13 protein-coding genes are annotated in these 12,841 nt (G+C 64.4%); 4 read left to right on the forward strand and 9 right to left on the reverse strand.

All coding sequences use genetic code 11. The annotated features are described in order from the left end of the window. The 7 genes from GBG68_RS14700 to GBG68_RS01865 all read right to left on the reverse strand — a co-directional run. On the reverse strand, positions 1-707 hold a 707-nt coding region (locus GBG68_RS14700; RefSeq protein WP_152144524.1), incomplete at its 3' end, for an IS66 family transposase zinc-finger binding domain-containing protein. Between the two features lie 44 nt (positions 708-751). Next, positions 752-1,108, reverse strand: a complete 357-nt coding sequence (gene tnpB / locus GBG68_RS01845; protein WP_152144526.1) for an IS66 family insertion sequence element accessory protein TnpB — start codon at positions 1,106-1,108, stop codon at positions 752-754. Then, complete coding sequence (locus tag GBG68_RS01850) at positions 1,105-1,314, reverse strand: hypothetical protein (RefSeq protein ID WP_152144529.1); 210 nt, start codon at positions 1,312-1,314, stop codon at positions 1,105-1,107. The genes tnpB and GBG68_RS01850 overlap by 4 nt, the downstream gene beginning before the upstream one ends. 259 nt (positions 1,315-1,573) lie before the next feature. Beyond that, positions 1,574-2,182: a DUF6338 family protein gene (locus GBG68_RS01855; RefSeq protein WP_152144530.1), complete on the reverse strand. Its 609-nt coding sequence runs from the start codon at positions 2,180-2,182 to the stop codon at positions 1,574-1,576. Positions 2,183-2,221: 39 nt separating this feature from the next. Further along, a complete protein-coding gene (locus GBG68_RS01860) occupies positions 2,222-2,851 on the reverse strand; it encodes a hypothetical protein (RefSeq protein ID WP_152144532.1) in 630 nt (209 codons plus the stop codon). Beyond that, entirely contained in the window at positions 2,848-2,985 is a 138-nt protein-coding gene (locus GBG68_RS14055) for a hypothetical protein (RefSeq protein ID WP_193222174.1), read from the reverse strand. The genes GBG68_RS01860 and GBG68_RS14055 overlap by 4 nt, the downstream gene beginning before the upstream one ends. Then, positions 2,982-3,215: an addiction module protein gene (locus GBG68_RS01865; RefSeq protein ID WP_152144534.1), complete on the reverse strand. Its 234-nt coding sequence runs from the start codon at positions 3,213-3,215 to the stop codon at positions 2,982-2,984. The genes GBG68_RS14055 and GBG68_RS01865 overlap by 4 nt, the downstream gene beginning before the upstream one ends. 199 nt (positions 3,216-3,414) lie before the next feature. On the opposite strand from GBG68_RS01865, the gene GBG68_RS01870 reads away from it, so the two are divergent. Together GBG68_RS01870 and GBG68_RS01875 are read left to right on the forward strand one after the other, a co-directional pair. Further along, positions 3,415-3,726 carry a HigA family addiction module antitoxin gene (locus GBG68_RS01870; protein ID WP_152144537.1) on the forward strand — a complete coding sequence of 104 codons (312 nt, stop codon included), beginning with the start codon at positions 3,415-3,417 and terminating at the stop codon, positions 3,724-3,726. Positions 3,727-3,761: 35 nt separating this feature from the next. Beyond that, positions 3,762-6,923, forward strand: coding sequence for a type I restriction endonuclease subunit R (locus GBG68_RS01875; RefSeq protein WP_152144539.1), 3,162 nt, complete (start codon positions 3,762-3,764; stop codon positions 6,921-6,923). Between the two features lie 143 nt (positions 6,924-7,066). Here the strand turns inward: GBG68_RS01875 and asnB are convergent, their stop codons facing one another. Next, complete coding sequence (gene asnB / locus GBG68_RS01880) at positions 7,067-9,031, reverse strand: asparagine synthase (glutamine-hydrolyzing) (RefSeq protein ID WP_152144541.1); 1,965 nt, start codon at positions 9,029-9,031, stop codon at positions 7,067-7,069. 27 nt (positions 9,032-9,058) lie between these two features. Further along, positions 9,059-9,325 carry an acyl carrier protein gene (locus GBG68_RS01885; RefSeq protein ID WP_193323661.1) on the reverse strand — a complete coding sequence of 89 codons (267 nt, stop codon included), beginning with the start codon at positions 9,323-9,325 and terminating at the stop codon, positions 9,059-9,061. A 221-nt stretch (positions 9,326-9,546) separates the two neighbouring features. Between GBG68_RS01885 and GBG68_RS01890 the strand changes: the two genes are divergently transcribed. Next, positions 9,547-11,181 (forward strand): cyclic peptide export ABC transporter, encoded by a 1,635-nt coding sequence (locus tag GBG68_RS01890; RefSeq protein ID WP_152144543.1) that lies wholly within the window; start codon positions 9,547-9,549, stop codon positions 11,179-11,181. Next, positions 11,181-12,833, forward strand: coding sequence for a cyclic peptide export ABC transporter (locus tag GBG68_RS01895; RefSeq protein WP_152144545.1), 1,653 nt, complete (start codon positions 11,181-11,183; stop codon positions 12,831-12,833). The genes GBG68_RS01890 and GBG68_RS01895 overlap by 1 nt, the downstream gene beginning before the upstream one ends. Positions 12,834-12,841: the final 8 nt, after the last annotated feature.

Raw genomic sequence — 12,841 nt, forward strand, 5'->3', positions numbered from 1 at the left:
AGCATCCAGCGCGCCAGGGTGTTGCGCGAGAGTTCCACCCCCATGCGGCCAAACGTTTTCTCCTGGCGGTACAGCGGCAGGCCATCGGCGTACTTGGCCGTGGCGATGGTGGCGAGCAGCGCGGGGCTCGCATTGCTCTTGGGCAGGGGCTGTGGCGGCATGGGCGCCTGCACCACGCCGTCTTCACACTGCCGGCAGGCGTATTTCAGCCGCACATGGCGGATGACCTGGATCTTGGCCGGGATGACGTCGAGCTGCTCGCTGACCTCCTGGCCGATCACCGCAAGCTCGCGGCCGTCCTCGGCGCAGCGGCGCTCGTGCTCAGGCAATTCGTGAATCACCTCGACACGCGGCAGCTCCGGCGGCAGGGCAACGCGACCACCCCGGCGGCGCTTGCGCGTCGGGGTGGTGTCATCCGTCTCGGGCGCCGACTCGGTGAGGGTCTCGGCGTCTTCAGCCTCCACCAGCGTTTCGGCTTCGTCGAAGAATAGATCCCGCTGTTCAATGCGGTATTTTTCGGTGGACGGGCCGAAGCGTTGCTCGATGGCCAGGCGCAGCTGCTCGATCAGCGCCTGTTTCTCCGCCTGCCACTGTGCCTTTTCAGCCACATGTCGGGCCGTCAGCCGCTCGATCTGCGCCCGTTGCTCGGCAAGCTGCTGCTGGAGATCCTCCACGGTCGGAGTGGTGCGGGAAGCGACTGATTTCATGGCGGTAATTATACCGCAAAAGACCCGCCAAAAGGAGCAGAATTTCACCCAACCGATTGATAATTCAACGCCTTGTGCGGTTTCATCAGAGCGATGTCGTAGCCGTCGAGCAGCCAGTTGAGCTGCTCGCTCGTCAGGCGCAACGGCGCCTCGCCGAGCGCCTCCGGCCACTTGAATCGCTCCGACTCCAGGCGCTTGTACCAGAGCACGAAACCGTTGCGCTCCCAGGCGAGGATCTTCACCTTGTCCCGGGCCCGGTTGCAGAAGACGAAAACGGCCTCCTCGAAGGGATTTAGCTCCAGCGCCTCCTGGACCAAGACCGAGAGCCCATCGATGGACTTGCGCATGTCCACCGGCTCACGGCACAGATACACGCTCAGCCCGGCACCGGGGCGCATCATGCCACCATCTCCACGGCCACGAAACGCGCCGGCCGGTGCCGCGCGGGCACGGCGACACCGAGCTCAGCCAAGTGGCGCTCCCAGGCCAGCAAGTCGGCGAGCTCCAATTGCTGCGCCTCGGCGTAGGCGCTCAGGGTCTGCCCCGAGGACGCGGCGTGGTACAAATAGCCGAGCCAGCGGGCTCGAGCCGGGGAAAGCCAAAGCATCGTGATCGCCTCCTTTAGTGATGGAGACGATAGTGTCAGCGGTCCTGGTGAGCTTCAGAAGAAGGGGTTGGTGGAGCGCTTACGTCGGTTCCAGCGATTTGTTAGCCTCCGTTCCCGCTCGTCGGCTTCGGGGGGTTCGGTGGTGGTGGGGGGCGAACGCTCGTTGGTGGCGGGTTGACGTTCGCGTTATCTCTGAATCCGCCGTTGTTGCCGCCCCGGTTCGGAGGGGGCGGGGGATTTGAGCCTTTTCTCCGGTTCGTCATGCTGTCGCTCCAACTTCACTTACAAACTCAACCCACTTCACGTCTCGCGCGTGAACGAGGATTCCATCCAGCTGAGCCAAGTCAATCGATGAGCCGTCCTCCTGGATCCAGCAGGGTAGCATCAAGTAAAACTGCCCTTTGTCCGCCTCGACCGGCCATTCCTTCGGCCATCCGTAGAGTCGGCGCCCGTCATTCAGGTGGAGAATTACGAACATCACCTTCTGCGACAGTACGCAGTACCACTCGGACGGATGGGAGGTTCTGGTGGTGAAGCCGGCCTTTCTAAGCCACTTGTGAATTGTGTCGTTGTTTGTGCAATGGGCGAGAACCCCGCCGAAGACGACCGCGAGCGCTAGAGCGGCCAGCCCTTCGGAAGCTTTGCTCCACGGAGCGAGCGCGATCCAGTTCCCAGCGTACTCGAGCGACCATCGGACGACCGGCACCAGTGCCTGTATCAGAAAGGTGAACACCAGCGCCTGGACAACCCGCTCAAACTGAGAAGGCTTCGGGTGCGACGTAAGACCATAGAAAATCCACGCGGCCAGAAAGCCGGGCAAAAGGTAGGTTAGAAGCGCAACCAAGTCTTTTGAAAATTCTGCCGGCATCTCAATTACTAACGGCTAATGCGAGAGCTGAGCTCATACCTACTGTTCCTCAACCGGTTCGAGGATAAGATGAGCTAAATGCTCAAGCATCAAGGTGGCCCGTATCCGGCCAGACAACTGCGATACGAAAACACCACGCACAGCCTCTTGCGAAAGAGCGCGCTCGAGTTGCCCGACGAGCTCCGCCTTGTCTTCGTCTTGGTGGTACTCGACACCGTTCAGCCATGACTTGAGGCTGCTGTCGTCGAACAGCGGAACACCGTTCACCGATATCTGAAAGTAAGGCTGATAGTCGCCGTGCTCATAGACCTGCCGAATAGTCTTTATGTGTCGGGCAAGGGAGGTTCCTCGCCCTTTTCTGCCGAACAGAGCACAAGTCTTTTCGAACGAAGCTGGTTCGCGCGCCAGAAAGATAGGACGCGCCAAGTGAAGGAGCGCACATACATCTCCATAAGCGAAGTCGCTGATCTCGAGTGACAGACCAGATTCCGCTTTCCACCTGATGTTCTTGATCGTCGGAAAATCACTCAGTATCCGAGCGCCGCGTAAGCGGTCGCAGTTACGAATAAACTGCCGGAGGAGAGCGCTCTCGTCGTCCTCAAACACAAGCGTCAGCTGTTCACTCGGACTTCCATCCTCAGGAACAGCGTTTAGCTTCACTACCGTCATGTCATCCCCACATGGCTAATGACGCGGCTGACTTCGTTGCCGAATCGGCCGCCCAAGCCGGGCACCTCTGATTCGTACCGCGCCGCTTCCTCGATAAGTTCCTCTTCCGCCTCCGGATGGAACTCGTGCTTCATTGGTGCAGGCGGTTTCGCAGTCGCTCAAAAACCTGTGCGCCGGGCACACCCTGTACCGTTCCGTCTACCAGATCCTGATATCGCCGCTGGGCTTCCACCAGCCAGGCCTTCTCGACCTCCGAGTCGGCGGGAGCATCCAATTCGGCCACCAAGGTGCGCAGCAGCTCGTTCTTCTCTGAGTCGCTGAGCGATTGAATGTCCTTGTAGATGTCTGAAATCGTCCGTGCCATGGCAAGTCTCCGTGGAGGCAGTGAGCATCAGTTTACCGCCTCTGCTTCACCAGCCGCCAACTTGTGTTCTCCCGCGCGGCGCTTATGATGGGCGGCGACATCACCCCCCACGCCTCTCCACGATGCGTACCCCGGGGGGTTACTTGTCTATGGGGCCCCGCTCTTGTCGCGGTTAACACGCCGCGCTAGTGTCCCTTGCATGAACAAGAATCCCATCGGCCCGATCCATCCGGGCGAACACCTCGCGGAGTACCTGGAAGAGTTCGGCATCAGCCAGTACCGCCTGGCCAAGGACATCAGCGTGCCGCCCCGGCGGATCAACGAGATCGTCAAGGGCACGCGGGCGGTCACCGCGGACACGGCCCTGCGCCTGGGCCGCTATTTCGGCACCAGCCCCGAGTTCTGGATGAATCTGCAGGACCGCTACGAGCTGGACAAGGCGGCCCTGGAACTCGGCGGCCGACTGGACGCCGAGGTGCGCCCATCCCCGCAGGTCGCCGCCCACCGCTGAACCCGCCGTCCGGCCCGCAACAACAATAAAAAGTCATGGAAAAGAGTCAGGAACGCATCTTTCAGGACCACATCGTCGATTATCTCGGCCAACACGGCTGGAAAGTCGGCACCGCCGCCGCCTATGACCGGGCCCGCGCCCTGTATCCCGAGGACGTGCTGGCCTTCGTTCAGTCCGCCCACCCGGAGCAATGGGGGCGCCTGCAACGCCATTACCCGCAGAACCCCGACCAGGCCCTGCTCGATGGTCTGGCGCGCAATCTCCAGCGCGACGGCACCCTCTCCGTGCTGCGCCACGGCTACAAGGACCGGGGCGCGCGGCTGCGCTTCTGCCAGTTCAAGCCCGACCACGGCATGAACCCGGAGACCCTGGCCCGTTACCGGGCCAACCGCCTGCGGGTGGTGCCCGAGGTCTCCTACGCCGTGGACCCGGCCGAGAACTACAACCCGCGGCTGGACCTGGTGCTCTTCGTCAACGGCATTCCGGTGGCCACCCTGGAGCTGAAGAGCGCCTTCAAGCAGTCGGTGGACAACGCCAAGCGTCAGTACCGCCGCGACCGCCCGCCGAAAAACCCCAACACCCGCCGCGACGAGCCGCTGCTCGCCTTCAAGCGCGGCGCGCTGGTGCATTTCGTGGTGAGCCAGGAAGAGGTCTGGATGAGCACCCGGCTTGCCGGCAAGGACACCTTCTTTCTGCCCTTCAACCGCGGCACCAACGAGGGCGGCGCGGGCAATCCGCCGAACCCTCAGGGCTTCGACACGGCTTATCTGTGGGAACAGGTGTTCCAGCTGGACGCCTGGCTGAAGATCCTCGGCCGCTTCATCCACCTGCAGAAAGAGATCAAGGAAGACTTTCACGGCCGGCGTTACACGAAGGAAACCCTGATCTTCCCCCGCTTCCATCAGTGGGAAGTGGTCAACGAATTGGTGGAGGAAACCGCCGAGGAGGGGCCGGGCAAGCGGTATCTGGTGCAGCACAGCGCGGGCTCGGGCAAGTCCAATTCCATCGCCTGGACGGCCCACCAGCTGGCATCCCTGTACGGGCCGGACGAGCAGAAGCTGTTCCAGTCGGTGATCGTGGTCACCGACCGCACCGTGCTGGACGCCCAGCTGCAGGAGACCATATACCAGTTCGAGCACGCCGGCGGCGTGGTCTGCCGCATCAGCCGCGAGGAGGGCGAGGGCAGTAAGTCCGCGCAATTGGCCCAGGCCCTGGAAGAGGGCACGCCGATCATTGTCGTGACCCTGCAGACCTTTCCCGCCCTGTACGAGGCCCTGGACAAGCGCCCGGCGCTGAAAGGCCGCAGCTTCGCGGTGATCGCCGACGAGGCCCATTCCTCCCAGACCGGCTCGGCGGCGAACAAGCTCAAGGCCCTGCTGGGGGCCGATGCCGCGGAGCTGGGCGAGGAGCCTTCCGCCGAAGACCTGCTGGACGCCGCGGTGGCCGCCCGCCGCCCCGCCGAGCGGATCAGCTATTACGCCTTCACGGCCACACCCAAGGCCAAGACCATCGAGATGTTCGGCCGTCCGCCCCGGCCCGAGCTGCCGCCCGCGGACGACAACAAGCCCGAGCCCACGCACGTCTACACCATGCGCCAGGCCATCGAGGAGGGCTTCATCCTCGATGTGCTGCGCAACTACACCTCGTACAACACCGCCTGGAAGATCGCCCACCAGGGCGACGCGGAACGGGAGGTGGACAGCAAGCGTGCCGCCACCCTCATCGCCAAATGGCTGCGCCTGCACCCGCACAACATCGGCCAGAAGGTGGAGATCATCGTCGAGCACTTTCGCGACAAGGTCGCGCATCGGCTGGATGGTCAGGCCAAGGCCATGCTGGTGACCGGCTCGCGCCGCGAGGCGGTGCGCTACCAGCTCGCCATGCGCCGCTATGCCGAGCTCCACGGCTACGGTGATGTGCACCCCATGGTGGCCTTCTCGGGCAGTGTGGAGCCGGACGAGGCCATCCCCGAGGAAGTCACCGAGACCAGTCGGCTGCTGAACCCGGGCCTGAAAGGGCGCGACCTGCGCGATGCCTTCGACACCGACGAATACAACGTCATGATCGTCGCCAACAAGTTCCAGACCGGCTTCGACCAGCCCAAGCTCTGCGCCATGTACGTGGACAAGAAGCTCCAGGGCGTGGACTGCGTGCAGACCCTCTCGCGGCTCAACCGCACCTTCCCCGGCAAGGACAGCACCTTCGTGCTGGATTTCGTCAACGAGCCCGACGAGATCAAGGCCGCCTTCGAGCCCTACTACAACAGCGCCGAGCTGGCCGGCGTGTCCGACCCCAATCTGGTCTACGACCTGCAGAGCAAGCTGGACGAGCAGCGCATTTACCTGTGGAACGAGGTGGAGGCCTTCGCCCGGGCCTTCTTCGATCCCCGCGGCCAGCAGGCCGAGCTCACTCGCTGGTGCCGCCCGGCGGTGGACCGCTGGCGGGTGCAGTACCGGGAGGTGGCGAGCCACATCCGCGATCTGCAGGATGAAAAACGCCGACTGCAGGCGGATGGAGACGACACCGGCGTGCAGCGCGCCGAGCATGCGCTGAAAGAGGCCGGCGAGGAGAAGGACCGCCTGGACCAGTTCAAGAAGGACCTGGGCAGTTTCCTGCGTTATTACGAGTTCATGTCCCAGATCCTGGACTACGACGACCCGGAGCTGGAGCAGCTCAGCATCTACGCCCGCCACCTGCTGCCCCTGCTGCGGGTGGAGCGGCTGGAGGAGGACGAGATTGATCTGTCCGAGCTGGCGCTCACCCATTACCGGCTGACCAAGCAGCGCGAGGCGCGCCTTCAGCTGGGCGAGGATGCCGCCGAGTATCAGTTGAAGCCCACCAGCGAGCTGGGTTCAGGCAGGCCGCATGATCCGCATAAAGAGCGGCTGGCCGAGATCATCGCCCGGATGAACGAACTCTTCGGCGCCGAGACCACCGATGGGGACAAGCTGCGCTGGCTGAAGAGCCTGACCGGCAAGGTCACGGAGAACGAGGCGGTGATGGCGCAGCTGGCCAACAACAGCGATGAGCAGGTGTGGCACGGGGATTATCCCTTGGCGGTGGATGACGCGGTGCTTGAGAGCGGGCAGGCGGAAGAGAAATTCAGAGCCCGGTATTACGAGGACGAGCAGGCCAAGCGCTTGGTGCAGCGGGCGGTGTTGCAGTTGATTCGGGAGGCGCTGCCGGGGGTGGGGTAGGGGGGGATCCTCGATTCCGCTTCGCTGCATCGTGGCTACGCGGATGGTGGTGCCGGCGTTTTGTGCCGGCGCCCTAAGCCCCGGCGCCGCCCCGCGTAGCCCGGGTGGAGCCGAAGGCGGGAACCCGGGATCTCCGCGCGTCCCTAACGCCCACGCAGGTCCGCCACCCGCATCAGCGGTCCCGGCGCTGCGCTCTGCCATAGCTCCCGGCCGCCCTCGGCCACGAAGTAGTGGTGTAGCAGGACGATGGACAACAAAAACATGAAGGTCTGGTTTTCCTTGGTGCTGATCTGCTCGGCGGGTTTCTCCAGCACTTTGAGGCTCAGGCGGCGGGCGAACTTGCCGTCCAGAAAGGGCAGTTTGGCCAGCTCCCCCTCCGAGAGCAGCAATTCCAGATACTCCGGCCGAGTGGCCGCGAAGGCCGCGCCGTCCGGCGCGCGGTAGGGGAACTTGCGCTTGCGCAGCACGCTTTCGGGCAGGCGCCCGGTATAGGCCTCGCGCAGCAGGCGCTTTTCCTCGAAGCCGTCATCGAAGCGCAGATTGATGGAACTGGCCGCCTCGATCACCGCGCGGTCCAGGAAGGGGCAGCGGTTCTCCACCCCGTGGGCCAGGCTCATGCGCTCGCCCTGGGTGGAGAGCAGATAACCGGCCAGCAGGGTCTTGTACTCCAGCCACTGGGCCTTCTGTACCGCGCTCATGCCGGCGTAGGCCGGCTCCGCGGCCACCAGCTTGCTGATCGCGCCCAAGGGGTCGGCCCGTTCGCGCAGCAGTCGGCTGCTGAACTGACCGTTCTGAAAGCGCAGTTCGTGGGAGAACAGCCCCGGACGTTGCTCTTCGGAGAACTGATGGTATAGCCCCGTCACCGCGGCCAAGTCTTGCGGGCCGTAGTGCTCCAGGTGCGGATACAGCCGGCCCAGCTGCTGGCGGCGCAGGTCCTCGTCCAGCGTGTTCCAGTCCCGGCGCAGGAGGGTTTCCTTGAACAGGTCGTAGCCCAGGAAGGCCTCGTCGGCGCCTTCGCCGCTGAGCACCACCTTGATGCCGGCCTGCTGGGTCTTCTGCGAGAGCAGATACATGGGAATGAAGGCGCTGCGAAAGGCCGGCATCTCGGCGTGGTAGACGGCCTGGGGGCAGGCCTCGGCGATATCCTGATCGCGGATGCGCAGGGGGTGGTGGCGAGTGCCGAGAAACGCGGCCAGCTCCCGCTGCTCGGCGGACTCATCGAAGCTGCGGTCCTCGAATTCCACCGAGAAAGTGGACAGGGGTCGGGATGCGTGCTCGCCGGCCAGCAGGGCGACGATCGCCGAGTCCACGCCACCGCTGAGGTAGACCCCCACCTCCACATCGCTGCGCAGGCGCATGGCCACGCTCTCCCGCAGGCTCTCCCGGATGGCCTCCAGCGCCTGCGTCTCGTTGTCGGGGCAGGCGTCGGCTTCGAAACCGAGTGTCGCGTAGCGGTGATGGCTGATCTCGCCGCCCGCCACGCTCAGCCATTCGCCCATGGGCAGATTGTGGATGCCGTGAAAGCCGCTCTGATCGGGCAGGGGCGTCCACTGGGCGAGAATGGAGCCCAGCTGCGCCGGGTCCTGCTCGAAGCGAAAACCCGGCACCGCGGCGAAGGCCTTCATCTCCGAGGCGAACAGGAAGGCATCGCCGTGGCGGCAGTAGAACAGCGGGCGCTTGCCGTAACGGTCACGGGCCAGCACCAGACGATCGCGGTGCCGGTCGTACAGGGCGAAGGCGAAGCCGCCATTGAAGCGGGGCAGGCAGTCCGCGCCCCAGTGGATCCAGGCCTGCAGCACCACCTCGGTATCGGATTCGGTGCGAAAACGCGCGCCCAGCGCCTCCAGTTGGTGGCGCAGCTCCCGGTAGTTGTAGATCTCGCCGTTGTAGACCAGCCAGTAGCGCTCGTCGGCATCACACATGGGCTGTATGCCGGCCTGCGGATCGATGATGGCGAGCCGGGTGGTGCCCAGAGCGCAGCGGTCATCGACGAAATAACCGGTGCCGTCCGGGCCGCGGTGGGCAATGGCCGCCAGCATGCCGAGGATGGTTTCGGGCAGGGCGTCGGGGGGAAGGGCGGGGTTGAGTAGGCCGGCGATGCCGCACATGACTGCTGCTTTCTTGTTGTCGCCGGCTCAGGCGCCGGCTCGGGCCTTGAGCTTGGCGACGATGAAATCGCGAATCTGGGTCAGGCTCACCAATACGTTGGCGGTCATCTCCGCTTCGCTGAAGCGAAAATCGTATTCCTGCTCCAGAAACCGGCACAGCTGCACGTAGCCGAAGGAATCCATGACCCCTTCCTTGAACAGATTGCTGTCCTCGGGGAAGTCCTCGTCGTAATCGATGAGAAACTGCTCTTCGATGAACGCGCGGATGGTTTGCTCGATGGCCTGTGCCTGCACGCTGTCTACCCCGTTTCTGCGATCAGACCAGAGCATATAGCAGGAAGCTTCGCCGTCCTACCCGCAAACCGTGCTCGGGCGGTGTTTCCCGGGGGATAATCCGGCGACACTCTGGTAGTCTGAGCAGGCAGGGTCACGCCTCGTCGCGTAAGAAAGCGCTAACTCGCCGGGCCGTGTACAAGACAACAATTATAGGGAAGCGCTCCGGCTACAGCTCGCCTATGTACGTCCGCCGTCTGTTACAAACCGGCCCCGCCGACGCCCTGCGTGGTGCGCTGCTGGTCACCTGTCTGGCGGGGCTCGCCAATGCGGCCCTGATCGGGCTGATCAACGAGGTGGCCGAGCGGGCGGCCCTGGGGCGGCCCACGGGCGGCAAGCTGCTGGCACTCTACATCCTGCTGTTCCTGGTGTTCTACATCGCCAATCGCGCCTCGGTGCAGGAGGCCAACCGCTACGTGCAGCGGCGCCTGGGGGACCTGCGCCTGCGTCTGGCGGACAAGATCCGTCGCGCGGACCTGCGTGCCCTGGAGCGCCTGGGGCAGGGCGAGCTCTACGCCGTGGTCGCCCAGGAAACGGCGCAACTGGCCCAGACCTTCCCGCTGCTGGTGAGCGCGGGGCAGAGCGTCTTCCTGCTGCTGTTTCTGCTGCTCTATATCGCCACCCTGTCACTGATTTCTTTTGCCGTGGTGGCGGGTTTCATCGCCGTGGGGCTGTACGGTTTCTGGCGTCGCCGCCAGGTGCTGAGCCGCGCGATGGTCGAGGTGCACGATCACGAGGCGCGCATGCTCGATTCCCTGGGCCACTACGCCGAGGGCTTTCAGGAGATCCGTCTGAACGCGGACAAGAACGATGCCCTGCATCAGCACTTCACGGGCGTGGCCGAGGGGCTGCGCACCGCGGTGGTCGGAGTGGGCGATAAGTGGGTGGGGATGCTGCAGTTCAGCAATGCCTTCCTCTACGCCCTGGTGGGGGTGGTCATCTTCGTGCTGCCCCTGTTCTTCAGCGGTTACACCGGCGTGATCTACAAGATCGTCGCCGCGGCCATCTTCTGCCTGGGGCCGGTCACGGCACTGACCGCGGTGAGCCGGCTCTATGACCGGGCGGACGTGGGGCTGGGGCATGTATTTCGCCTGGAGCAGCGTCTCAACGAGGGCTTGGCGGAGAGTGGCGGCGAGGCCGAGACGGATCTGGCGCGCTACCGGGGCCTGTCCGGCATCGAGCTGCGCGGCATCCGCTTCGATTACCGCGAGGCGGACGGCGCGGTGTCGTTCCGCTCCGGTCCCTGGGATCTGGACCTGCGTCGCGGCGAGATCGTGTTTCTGGTGGGCGGCAACGGCAGCGGCAAGTCCACCGCCATGAAGCTGATCTGTGGCCTGTACACGCCGGATGCCGGGGAGATCCGGGTGGATGGCGAGCCGGTCGCCGCCGGGACACGCCAGGCCTACCGCGAGCTGTTCTCCGCCGTGTTCGCCGATTTTCATCTGTTCCAGCGCCTGCACGGCCTGGAGGACGCGGACCCGGCACGCGTCGATGCGCTGATCCGGCGCATGGGGCTCGCCGAGAAGGTGCGGTTCGCCGATGGCTGCTTCTCCACCCTGGAACTGTCCACCGGCCAGCGCAAGCGCCTGGCGATGATCGTCGCCCTGCTCGAGGACCGGGACTGCTATCTGTTCGATGAGTGGGCCGCGGACCAGGACGCCCACTTTCGCGATATCTTCTACCGCGAACTGCTGCCCGAGCTGAAAGCCCGGGGCAAGATCGTCGTGGCGGTGACCCATGATGACCGCTACTGGTCCTGTTGTGATCGCCGCCTGGTGCTGGACCTGGGCCGCATGCGGCCGGCGGAGGCGCGCTGATGGCGATACTCGAGCTCATTCGCCGGGCCAGCCGTCGGGAATTGTGGCGGATGTTCCTGCTGACCGTGATTGCCGGCGTGGCCAACGCCTTGCTGGTGGTGATGGTGAACCGGGTGGCCCGTCTGGTGGCGGTGGGCGAGCGGCCGACGCTGACCGTCGGCTGGTTGTTCATCGCCGGTTTTCTGCTCTATTACCTGTGCAACCGGCGGGCCCTGCTGTGGGCCAACGAGATGATCGAGGCGCGGCTCAAGCGCCTGCGCATCGATCTGATGGATAAGCTGCGCCAGACCGAACTGCGCACCCTGGACAAGCTCGGGCGCGGGGATCTGTACGGTGTCATTTCCCGGGAAACCAATCATCTCTCGGTCACCTGCCCGCTGCTCGTGGACAGCTTTCAGCAGACCGTGCTGCTGCTGATCTCGCTGATGTACCTGTTCTACCTCTCCCCCGCGGCCTTTCTGGTCTTCCTTCTGGGGGTGAGCCTGGGGGTGGTGGGCTATGCCTGGATCAACCGGGATTTCCGCGGCCTGCTGAACCTGGTGATGCGGCGCCAGGGGCAGATGCTGGATGCCACGGCGGATCTCATAAACGGGGGCAAGGAACTGCGGCTCAATGCCGCCAGGAGCGAGTCCGCAGCCAAAGTACACCGGCGCCTGTCTCGAGGTACCGAGGGCCTGCAGGTGGCCTCGGGCGATTACTGGGTCCGCATGATCATGGTCAACAGCGTGGTGACCTACCTGATCCTGGCCGTGGTGGCTTTCGGCTTTCCACCCTACAGCGGTGGCTACGGGGTGATCGTGTTCGAGCTGATCCCGGTGTTGCTGTTCTGCCTGGGCCCCCTGGCCACCAATGTGGCCCGCTCGCCCATGTTCCTGCAGGCGGATGTGGGCCTGCGGAGCATCTTCGAGCTGGAGCGCGAGCTGGATGCCGCCAGCAGCGTCTCCCCGGCCCGGGCCAGGGAACTGGCGCAGCCCTACCGCGAATTCTCCGAGATTGCCTACGACGCGCTGCGCTACGTGCACCACGAGCGGGATGGCCGGGAAGGCTTTGCGGTGGGGCCCCTGTCCCTGTCCGTGACGCGCGGCGAGATGGTGTTCCTGGTCGGCGGCAACGGCAGCGGCAAGTCCACCAGCCTGCGCCTGCTGACCGGCCTGTACCCCATTGATCAGGGCGTGATAAGAGTGGACGGCGCGCCGGTGGTGGGGGAGAGCGTGGCCGGTTTCCGGGAGCTGTTCTCGGCGGTGTTCGCCGATTTCCATCTCTTTGACCGGCTGTACGGCCTGGAAGGGGTCGACCCCGACGAGGTGCAGCGTCTGATCGACCGGATGGGCCTGGCGGACAAGGTGCGGTACGAAGAAGGATGTTTCACCCGTACCCACCTGTCCACCGGCCAGCGCAAGCGCCTCGCACTGATCGCCACGCTGCTGGAAGACCGCCCGGTGCTGGTCTTCGATGAGTGGGCGGCGGAGCAGGATGTGCATTTTCGCAAGTTCTTCTACACCGAGCTGCTGCCGGAGCTGAAGGCGGCTGGCAGAACCGTGGTCGCGGTGACCCATGACGAGCGCTACTGGCACATCGCCGATCGGGTGATCAAGCTGGACCAGGGCAGGATCGAATGGCAACGGGCGGGCTCGGAGTTGGGGGGCGAATGAAGGCGTAT

Source organism: Alkalilimnicola sp. S0819 (assembly GCF_009295635.1).
Classification (GTDB): Bacteria; Pseudomonadota; Gammaproteobacteria; order Nitrococcales; family WHIW01; genus S0819.

Excerpts from the sequence above, each read along its gene's own strand:
- GBG68_RS01870 (WP_152144537.1), top strand. The coding sequence starts at position 3,415 with ATGAACAAGAATCCCATCGGCCCGATCCATCCGGGCGAACACCTCGCG.
- GBG68_RS01850 (WP_152144529.1), bottom strand. The coding sequence starts at position 1,314 with ATGCTTTGGCTTTCCCCGGCTCGAGCCCGCTGGCTCGGCTATTTGTAC.
- asnB (WP_152144541.1), bottom strand. The coding sequence starts at position 9,031 with ATGTGCGGCATCGCCGGCCTACTCAACCCCGCCCTTCCCCCCGACGCC.
- GBG68_RS01855 (WP_152144530.1), bottom strand. The coding sequence starts at position 2,182 with ATGCCGGCAGAATTTTCAAAAGACTTGGTTGCGCTTCTAACCTACCTT.
- GBG68_RS01875 (WP_152144539.1), top strand. The coding sequence starts at position 3,762 with ATGGAAAAGAGTCAGGAACGCATCTTTCAGGACCACATCGTCGATTAT.
- tnpB (WP_152144526.1), bottom strand. The coding sequence starts at position 1,108 with ATGATGCGCCCCGGTGCCGGGCTGAGCGTGTATCTGTGCCGTGAGCCG.
- GBG68_RS01890 (WP_152144543.1), top strand. The coding sequence starts at position 9,547 with ATGTACGTCCGCCGTCTGTTACAAACCGGCCCCGCCGACGCCCTGCGT.
- GBG68_RS01895 (WP_152144545.1), top strand. The coding sequence starts at position 11,181 with ATGGCGATACTCGAGCTCATTCGCCGGGCCAGCCGTCGGGAATTGTGG.
- GBG68_RS14055 (WP_193222174.1), bottom strand. The coding sequence starts at position 2,985 with ATGAAGCACGAGTTCCATCCGGAGGCGGAAGAGGAACTTATCGAGGAA.
- GBG68_RS01865 (WP_152144534.1), bottom strand. The coding sequence starts at position 3,215 with ATGGCACGGACGATTTCAGACATCTACAAGGACATTCAATCGCTCAGC.
- GBG68_RS01860 (WP_152144532.1), bottom strand. The coding sequence starts at position 2,851 with ATGACGGTAGTGAAGCTAAACGCTGTTCCTGAGGATGGAAGTCCGAGT.